The following is an 8,138-nucleotide window of genomic DNA, read 5'->3' as shown; positions in this document are numbered from 1 at the left end:
GTCCGGCCGCCCACCGGCCGGGCCCTCCGCCGGGGCGGCCGGCGCGGGCACGGGCCGCTCCTCGGCGCGGGCGGCGGCCCGGGCGGCTCGGCCGCCACCGCGCGCGGCGAGCTCGCTCAGCCGCTCGTGCAGCGCGGCCGCCGGCGGGCGCTCGGACGGCTCCTTGGCCAGGCAGGCCGCCACCACCGGGGCCAGCACCGGCGGAATCCCGGACAGGTCAGGCTCCTCGTGCACCACCCGGTACAGCATCACCTCGGACGAGGCGCCCGACCCGAACGGCGACTCCCCGGTCAGCGCGAAGGCCAGCGTCGCCCCGAACGCGAACACGTCGGTGGCGGGCGTCACCGCCGCGCCGCGCACCTGCTCGGGCGCCAGGAAGCCGGGCGAGCCGACTGCCGTGCCGACGTGGGTGAGGGTGGACGCGCCGCGCGACCAGGCGATGCCGAAGTCGATGATCCGCGGGCCCTTGGGAGACAGCAGGATGTTCGACGGCTTGAGGTCGCGGTGCACCACCCCCGCCTCGTGCACCTTCACCAGTCCGTCGGCCAGCGCCGCGCCGATCCGCGCCGCGTCCGGCCAGGCCAGCGTGCCCTCCTCGGAGACCTGCTTGTACAGCGAGGGCCCGGGCACGTACGCGGTGGCCAGCCACGGGCGGTCGGCCTCGATGTCGGAGCCCATCACCCGGGCCGTGCAGCCGCCGCGGATCCGGGAGGCCGCCGCGATCTCCCGGGCGAACCGGGTGCGGAACTCGGCGTCCTCGGCGAGTTCGGCGCGGATCAGCTTCAGCGCGACCCGCTGCCCCTTCCGGTCCGAACCGAGGAAGACCACGCCCATCCCGCCGGCTCCCAGCCGCCGGTGCAGCCGGTACGGGCCGACGATGCGGGGGTCCTCACGCCGCAGCCGCATCATTGCCATTTGCCCGTACCCGTTCCCGTTCCGTCAGCCTGTGGGGTGAGGCCCCGTCGGATTTGGGGCATCGTCAGACAACTGTCTCGGCACAGCTTACGGACTGGTAGCGGCCCCGTGCCGACACGCAACACTGGAACCGCCGGTCGGATTGTCAGATCGGAGTGGTTGGCGCACCGCCAAACCCCTTGCCCCACCGGCAATCCGGCGCTCCCCCAGGGGGCACTGTCAGGGTCGCCTAAGGGGTCCGCGCACTCCCGTCTCCGACTCCAGGCGTACATCGCCCCGTCTCTCCTCCTACCAGCGGAGGCGATCAGAACGGTACGACGGCATGACGATCCGGAAAGCCGTTCCGCCTACCGTTGTTCACAGCGAGGACGGCCCCGCTCGTCCCCCGAGAATGACCGTCCTCGCTGCCAAGCAGTACCACCCGTCCCCGACCCGACCGCAGCACCGCAGCCCGGCAGGAGCACAGCAGACATGGCACCGCTCAGCAGAGCCCATCGCCGCCGGCCACTGTCTTCGCACCCCGCGGAGACCCGGCACCCGATGATCGCCCTTGCCATTGCCCTGCCCTGCGCGATCCTGCTGATGGCCCTGTTCGGGGTGTGGGACCAACTGGCGATCCAGACCCAAGCGGTCGCCGACCTGATCGGGCGCTGACCCCCCATGGGGTAGGGGTCTTCGCCGGCCGGAGCAACCCTCATCAAGTCGTGGACGGACGAAATGAGTGGCGCAGGCTGCAGCTCCGGCTCACCCGGTGGCCGGGAACAACACGTCGGTGAGGGCGTGTTGTTCCCGGCCATTCCCATGTCTGCCGCTGCACCCGCAAATGCCGAGAGCCGCCGTCCGAATATCGGACAGCGGCTCTCAAGTGTGGTGCGCGATACTGGGATTGAACCAGTGACCCCTACCGTGTCAAGGTAGTGCTCTCCCGCTGAGCTAATCGCGCGGGGTCGGTCCGAAGACCAAGGATCCGAAGATCAGTGCGCGATACTGGGATTGAACCAGTGACCCCTACCGTGTCAAGGTAGTGCTCTCCCGCTGAGCTAATCGCGCGGGGTTGATCCGGAGATCAAGGATCCGAAGATCAGTGCGCGATACTGGGATTGAACCAGTGACCCCTACCGTGTCAAGGTAGTGCTCTCCCGCTGAGCTAATCGCGCGGGGGTGTCAGGCGCTCCGAGGAGCCTTGCCTGTGGTGCGCGATACTGGGATTGAACCAGTGACCCCTACCGTGTCAAGGTAGTGCTCTCCCGCTGAGCTAATCGCGCAGGGAGGACCACCCGGTCGGAACCGGGCGGTGCCTCTTGGAGGTGGAGACGGGATTTGAACCCGTGTACACGGCTTTGCAGGCCGTTGCCTCGCCTCTCGGCCACTCCACCAGGCAACTTCGAAGAACGATCTTACCCGTTCCCCTTGGAGAACGACCTTACCTGTTCTCCGTCGAGCGGACGACGAGATTCGAACTCGCGACCCTCACCTTGGCAAGGTGATGCTCTACCAACTGAGCCACGTCCGCCTGTCTCCCTGGAAGCTCTTCCGGTTTTCCCCGGCTGCGCTCCCTGGCGACGTGTTGAACTCTAGCGGATTCCCGGCCCAGCTGAAAAATCCGTTCCCGCAGCGTGGCGCGGTGGTGGCCGCCGGATGCCCAACCGTCGGGCCCGACCGGAACGTTCCAGCAGGCCCGCGACCTAGACTTTCGGTACCGGGGCGATCCCCCGGCGCCCACGCCCGCGCCCGCGCGGGCGCTACGGGCAGCACCGCAATCCGCGAATCCGCGCAGGAGAACCGTGTCCGGCCGCACCGCCCCGCTCAGCCCCCACCAGCCGATGGCCCGCTTCGCCGGACGCCTCGCCACCGGTCTGCGGGAAGTCACCCACGACCCCGCCGCCCTCGACCGCGGCGGATTCTGGGCCGTCGCCCACGACTTCGAGGGCCGCCTCACCTGCGCCCGCTTCGAGGACGTCCGCCCCGACCCCGCCCCGCCCGCCACCCACAACTGGCGCGGCCCCGCCCCCGACAGCTGGCACACCTCCCTCGACGCCGACGCCTACCGCGCCGGAGTGCGCCGAATCCGCGAACACATCGCCGCCGGCGAGGTCTACCAGGCCAACCTCTGCCGGGTGTTGAGCGCACCGCTGCCCGACCCCGAGCGCACCGACATCGACGCCCTCACCGGCCTGCTCGCCGCCCACAACCCCGCGCCGTACGCAGGAACCGTCCGGCTCCCCGACCACGGCGTCGAAATCGCCACCGCCTCACCCGAGCTCTACCTGAGCCGGCACGGCCGCACCGTCCGCTCCGGCCCGATCAAGGGCACCGGCCGCACCGAACACGACCTGCTCGACAAGGACCACGCCGAGAACGTGATGATCGTCGACCTGGTCCGCAACGACCTCGGCCAGGTCTGCGACACCGGCACCGTCACCGTCCCCGACCTGTGCGCCGTCGAGAAGCACCCCGGCCTGGTCCACCTCGTCTCCACCGTCGAAGGACGCCTGCACGCCGACGCCGGCTGGCCGCGACTGTTCGACGCCACCTTCCCGCCCGGCTCCGTCACCGGCGCCCCCAAGAGCAGCGCCCTGCGCATCATCCGCGCACTGGAGACCGCCCCCCGCGGCCCCTACTGCGGCGCCATCGGCTGGGTCGACGCCGACCGCGGCGAGGCCGAACTCGCCGTCGGCATCCGCTCGTTCTGGATCGAACGGGACAGCGGCCGACCCGTCCTGAAATTCGGCACCGGCGCCGGAATCACCTGGGACTCCGACCCGGACCGCGAATGGCGCGAAACCGAACTCAAAGCCGCCAGGCTGGTGGCGATAGCCTCCACCGGCACCCCCGCCTGAGACGTCAAGGAGCACCGCGCCGATGATCTGGGTCAACGGAACCCTCACCACCGAGGACGAGGCCACACTCTCCGTCCTCGACCACGGACTCACCGTCGGCGACGGCGTCTTCGAAACCGTCAAGGCCGAGAACGGCCGGCTCTTCGCACTCACCCGCCACCTCGACCGCCTCACCCGCTCCGCACGCGGCCTCGGTCTCCCCGACCCCGACCACGACCAGGTCCGCGAGGCCTGCGCCGCCGTCCTCGCCGCGCAGCCGCTGCCGCTCGGCCGCCTGCGCATCACCTACACCGGCGGCCGCGCCCCGCTCGGCTCCGAACGCGGCGACAGCGCACCCACGTTGGTCGTCGCCCTCGGCAGCGCCCAGCGCCGGCCCGACACCACCGCCGTCGTCACCGTCCCCTGGCGCCGCAACGAACACTCCGCCGTCACCGGCCTGAAGACCACCTCCTACGCCGAGAACGTCATCGCCCTCGCCGCCGCCCACCGCGCCGACGCCAGCGAAGCCCTCCTCGCCAACACCGCCGGCCAACTCTGCGAAGGCACCGGCTCCAACGTCTTCCTGGTCCTCGACGGCCGCCTCCTCACCCCCACCCTCTCCTCCGGCTGCCTGGCCGGCATCACCCGCCGACTCGTCATCGACTGGACCGGCGCCGAAGAGACCGACGTCCCCCTCGAAGCCCTCGCCGAAGCCGAAGAAGTCTTCCTCACCTCCACCCTCCGCGACGTCCAGTCCGTCACCCGCGTCAACTCCCGCACCCTGCCCGCCATCGGCCCGGTGACCCGCAAAGCCATGGAGATCTTCGCCCACCACGCGGCCCGGAACAGCGACCCCGTCTGACCAAGGCCGGGTGCGGTAGAACTCGGGCGGCGGAGGGAAGGGAGCCGGTATGACTACCACGTTGCGGCCGGACGGGGCCGAGGAGGCCGCGGCCAACGACGGGCGGACGCGGCGCTGGCACATCATGGTGAACGGACACCCGGTCGGCGGCCTGCGGACGACCGCCTGGCCCGGAGAAGGGTTCTGTCCGGGCGAGATCAGCGAACTCGAGGTCACCGAGGGACGGCGGCGGGGCCGCGGCACCGTCGCCGTGCTCGCCGCCGAAGAAGTGCTGCGCTCCTGGGGATGCACCCGGGTCGACGTCATGGTGCCCGCCGACGCCGAGGCCGGCCTGCGGCTGGCCCACGCCCTCGGCTACACCGAGCGGATGCGCAACATGATCAAACCGCTCACCGAACTCCCGCAACTGCCACCGGGATTGACGGACCGCCGGATCGGACCGACGGAGTACCCGGCCTGGGAACAGACCGCGATCGCGGGCTACCGGCAGGAGCTGATCGACTCCGGTCTCGGCGCGGCCGAAGCCACCGCGAAATCGGAGCACGACCACCGGCGCGCCCTGTCGGCCGGCCCGGACACCCCGGACACCGTGCTGCGCCAACTCCTCGACGCGGATGGAAACGTGCTCGGCTGCCTCTGGGTCGCCCTGCGCCAGGCCAGCCTGCCGGACGGCCGCCCACTGGCGTGGGTGATGCTGGTGGAGGTCGCCCCGGACCACCGCGGCCACGGCCACGGCCGCACCCTGATGCGGCTCGCCGAACGCGAATGCCTCACCGCCGGCGTCCACGACCTGGGGCTCAACGTGTTCGCCGACAACGGCGTGGCGATCGCGCTCTACGAGTCGCTCGGCTACCAGGTCACCCTGCGCAGGCTCAGCAAGCCGCTGCTCTGAGCCCGGCCGCTCCGAAACGGGCCTGACCGCCCCGCCGCCACCGACACCGGGGAGGTCAGCCGCCCAGCAGCTCGACGATCCGCTCCAGCAGCCCGTCCTGGGACTTGCCGCCGTCCAGCCGCTTGCCGGCCACCACGTACGTCGGGGTGCCCGTGACGCCGATCGCCCGGCCCTCGGCCACGTCCGAGTCGACCAGCAGCATGTGGCGGCCGTCGATCAGCGCGGTGTCCACCTCGTCCGCGTCCAGACCGGCCGCCCCGGCGATCTCCACCAGCGCCTGCGCCCCGTCGCGCTCCACGTCCTCCAGCCGGGCCAGCAGCGCCTCGACGAACGGCCAGCCGCGCCCCTGCTCGAACGCCTCGGCCGCGGCCTCCGCCGCCGGGTACGCGAACTTGTGCTTCTCCAGCGGGAAGTGCCGCACCTCGACGGTCAGCCCGTCACCGAAGCGGGCGCGCAGCGCGTGGATGTCCGCAAGCGCGGTGCGGCAGTCGGGGCACAGCAGGTCGCACCAGAACTCGACGCGGGGCAGGGAGGAATCGCTCATGCCCCAAGTCTCCCAGGTCCACAACCCCACCCCGCCCCGACCGGCCCCGCCTCGACCGGCGGCGCGCAGCGGCTAGCGTCCGGCCGCCGCTGCGGCCGCCACCGCCCCGGCGGCCTCCGCCGAGCGCTGCCGGGCCCGGTACGCGGCCACGTGCAGCCGGTTGCCGCAGGTGCGGCTGTCGCAGTAGCGGCGGGAACGGTTGCGGGACAGATCGACGAAGACCCGGGCGCAGTCCGGCGCCTCGCAGCGGCGCAGCCGCTCCAGCTCGCCGGCCATCACGATGAACGCCAGCGCCATGCCCAGCTCGGCGGCCAGGTGCCGCCCGACCGCGGCGTGCGGGGCGAAGTAGTGGATGTGCCAGCCGTGGTGGTCGTGGTTGGTCAGCCGCGGCGTGGTCCCGGCGTCGGCGACCAGCGCGTTGACCAGCTCCGCGGCCCGCTCGACCGTGCCGGCCGAGAACACCTCGCGCAGCCGGTCGCGCAGCTCGTGCACCGCGGCCAGGTCGGCCGGACCGAGCGAGTCGATCTCGCTGATCTCCTGCCGGACCACGAAGGCGCGCAGCGCCGCCACATCGGGCAGCTGCTCACTGCCGCAAGCCTCCGGCGCGGTGTTCAGCAGCTCCACCAGGATGCTCAGCGCGCATTCGGTGTCATGGGTGATCAGCACGTGGGAACTCCTCACGCGGCGGCGGCCCGAGGACCGCCGCGTCGGTCAACGCGGGGCCCGACTCTACCGGCCCGGGCCGCCGTTCGGGCCCGGACGCGGCTTAGCCCCGGGCGTCCGCTCCGGTGGGAGGGAACGCCCGGGGCCGGGCCCCGAGGCCGCCGGCGGGCGGCAGTGAACTGCGACCGTGCCCCCGAGTAGGACGGTGCGCATCGAGGCGATCCCGCCGCCGCGCGACGGCGGGCCGTAACTCGTTCGGGTTCAGCTCTCGGCGAGGATGTGGGACAGCTCCCGGTCGAGGTCGAAGTGACGGTGTTCGGTGCCGGGCGGCACCGCGGCGTCCGTCCGCTTGAGGAAGGACTCAAGCGCCCGGGCCGGGGCCTCCAGCAGTGCCTCTCCTTCCGGAGAGCTCAGGGCGATGCAAACCACGCCTTGACCGTGGCTGCGGGACGGCCACACCCGGACGTCGCCGGTACCGGTCGGTCGGTGCAGCCCCTCCGCGAGGAGGTCGCGGGCGAACACCCACTCCACGGTCTCGTCTGCTCCGGTGTGGAACGTCGCATGCACGGCATAGGGGTCGGCAGTGTCGTAGCGCAGGCCCGCGGGGACGGGCAGTGAGGACTCGCTGGACACGATGAGGCGCAGGTGCAGCTCGCAGCTGACCGTGGTGTTCATAAGCGCCAGGGCCTTTCGCTCAGTGTGCGCTCGGGGAATCGCACGTCGGCGAACGGACCATCCCACCTGAAAGCCCGGTGTAAACCCGTCTGTCCCGATTCCGGTGCGAGTCGTACCCCTTCCGGCGCATTGCGGAATCCCCCGAACGGCCCGGCCGGCCGCCGCCCTGCCCGGTAACGGCAGGGATTACCGGCGGTCGCACCGGAGCGGCGGCCGGGCGGCTGGAGGAACGCACGAAGCTGCCGCCTCCGGACCCGCCCCGTCCGCCGCCCGCACGGCCGGCCCGGCCGACACCGCTGGTCGGGGCCCCGGGGTGCGGATCGGACGCGGCGAGGGGCGGGGGTGGTCGGAGCACCCGCGCAGATGGGGTAATGTTCTTTCTGCACCCGGGCGATTAGCTCAGCGGGAGAGCACTTCGTTCACACCGAAGGGGTCACTGGTTCGATCCCAGTATCGCGCACAGAAGAAAACCCCCGGTCTCCCGGGGGTTTTCGTGCACTGTGAAAGACACCGACGGGACGACCCGGCGGAGTGGTCCGAAGCGGGGACGGCCTCGCAGATCGGCTGATCACCCGTGTCCACCACGTCTGCGTCCTCTCTCCGCGCCGTCCTCACGCCGACCGCGATCATGAGGCTCGCGGTCGGCTGGGGCGGCTATCTCGTCGTCACCCTGCTGGCCCCGGTGCTCGCCGAGGGATTGCCCACACTCGTGCTCTGGACGGTCCTCGCCGCGATCGTCGGCATCATCGTCGTCTGCGCGTTCGGCGT

At 71.6% G+C, this 8,138-nt stretch carries 8 protein-coding genes and 7 tRNA genes; 5 read left to right on the top strand and 10 right to left on the bottom strand.

The annotated features are described in order from the left end of the window. From ACFV18_RS32715 to ACFV18_RS32685, 7 genes are all read right to left on the bottom strand, one after another. A partial coding sequence (locus ACFV18_RS32715; protein WP_380488951.1) for a serine/threonine-protein kinase occupies positions 1-915 on the bottom strand: 915 nt, incomplete at its 3' end. Between the two features lie 868 nt (positions 916-1,783). Next, positions 1,784-1,858, bottom strand: a tRNA-Val gene (locus ACFV18_RS32710). A 35-nt stretch (positions 1,859-1,893) separates the two neighbouring features. Next, positions 1,894-1,965: transfer RNA gene (locus ACFV18_RS32705), tRNA-Val, on the bottom strand. A 35-nt stretch (positions 1,966-2,000) separates the two neighbouring features. Next, a tRNA-Val gene (locus ACFV18_RS32700) sits at positions 2,001-2,072 on the bottom strand. A gap of 33 nt (positions 2,073-2,105) precedes the next feature. Next, positions 2,106-2,180: transfer RNA gene (locus tag ACFV18_RS32695), tRNA-Val, on the bottom strand. A gap of 37 nt (positions 2,181-2,217) precedes the next feature. Beyond that, a tRNA-Cys gene (locus ACFV18_RS32690) sits at positions 2,218-2,291 on the bottom strand. A 64-nt stretch (positions 2,292-2,355) separates the two neighbouring features. Continuing rightward, positions 2,356-2,428: transfer RNA gene (locus ACFV18_RS32685), tRNA-Gly, on the bottom strand. Between the two features lie 310 nt (positions 2,429-2,738). Between ACFV18_RS32685 and ACFV18_RS32680 the strand changes: the two genes are divergently transcribed. The 3 genes from ACFV18_RS32680 to ACFV18_RS32670 are packed head-to-tail and all read left to right on the top strand — an operon-like array spanning position 2,739 to position 5,488. Beyond that, positions 2,739-3,755, top strand: a complete 1,017-nt coding sequence (locus tag ACFV18_RS32680; RefSeq protein WP_380488952.1) for a chorismate-binding protein — start codon at positions 2,739-2,741, stop codon at positions 3,753-3,755. Positions 3,756-3,777: 22 nt separating this feature from the next. After that, positions 3,778-4,596: an aminotransferase class IV gene (locus ACFV18_RS32675; protein WP_380488950.1), complete on the top strand. Its 819-nt coding sequence runs from the start codon at positions 3,778-3,780 to the stop codon at positions 4,594-4,596. Between the two features lie 49 nt (positions 4,597-4,645). After that, positions 4,646-5,488 carry a GNAT family N-acetyltransferase gene (locus ACFV18_RS32670; protein ID WP_380488949.1) on the top strand — a complete coding sequence of 281 codons (843 nt, stop codon included), beginning with the start codon at positions 4,646-4,648 and terminating at the stop codon, positions 5,486-5,488. 55 nt (positions 5,489-5,543) lie between these two features. On the opposite strand, the gene ACFV18_RS32665 is transcribed toward ACFV18_RS32670, so the two are convergent. The 3 genes from ACFV18_RS32665 to ACFV18_RS32655 all read right to left on the bottom strand — a co-directional run bounded on the left by ACFV18_RS32665 (position 5,544) and on the right by ACFV18_RS32655 (position 7,370). Beyond that, complete coding sequence (locus ACFV18_RS32665; protein ID WP_380488948.1) at positions 5,544-6,032, bottom strand: DsbA family protein; 489 nt, start codon at positions 6,030-6,032, stop codon at positions 5,544-5,546. 72 nt (positions 6,033-6,104) lie between these two features. After that, a complete protein-coding gene (locus ACFV18_RS32660; protein ID WP_380488947.1) occupies positions 6,105-6,698 on the bottom strand; it encodes a CGNR zinc finger domain-containing protein in 594 nt (197 codons plus the stop codon). Positions 6,699-6,956: 258 nt separating this feature from the next. Then, on the bottom strand, positions 6,957-7,370 hold the full coding sequence (locus tag ACFV18_RS32655) for an SsgA family sporulation/cell division regulator (RefSeq protein WP_030056266.1): 414 nt from the start codon (positions 7,368-7,370) through the stop codon (positions 6,957-6,959). A gap of 388 nt (positions 7,371-7,758) precedes the next feature. Here ACFV18_RS32655 and ACFV18_RS32650 point away from each other — a divergent pair. After that, a tRNA-Val gene (locus tag ACFV18_RS32650) sits at positions 7,759-7,830 on the top strand. A 114-nt stretch (positions 7,831-7,944) separates the two neighbouring features. Beyond that, positions 7,945-8,138, top strand: a 194-nt coding sequence (locus tag ACFV18_RS32645) for a hypothetical protein (RefSeq protein ID WP_380488946.1), incomplete at its 3' end; no start/stop codon positions are given.

The organism is Kitasatospora sp. NPDC059673, assembly GCF_042734215.1.
Lineage (GTDB): Bacteria > Actinomycetota > Actinomycetes > Streptomycetales > Streptomycetaceae > Kitasatospora.
Note: the sequence above shows the minus strand (reverse complement) of the source record. Positions and strands in the feature narration are given on the sequence as shown.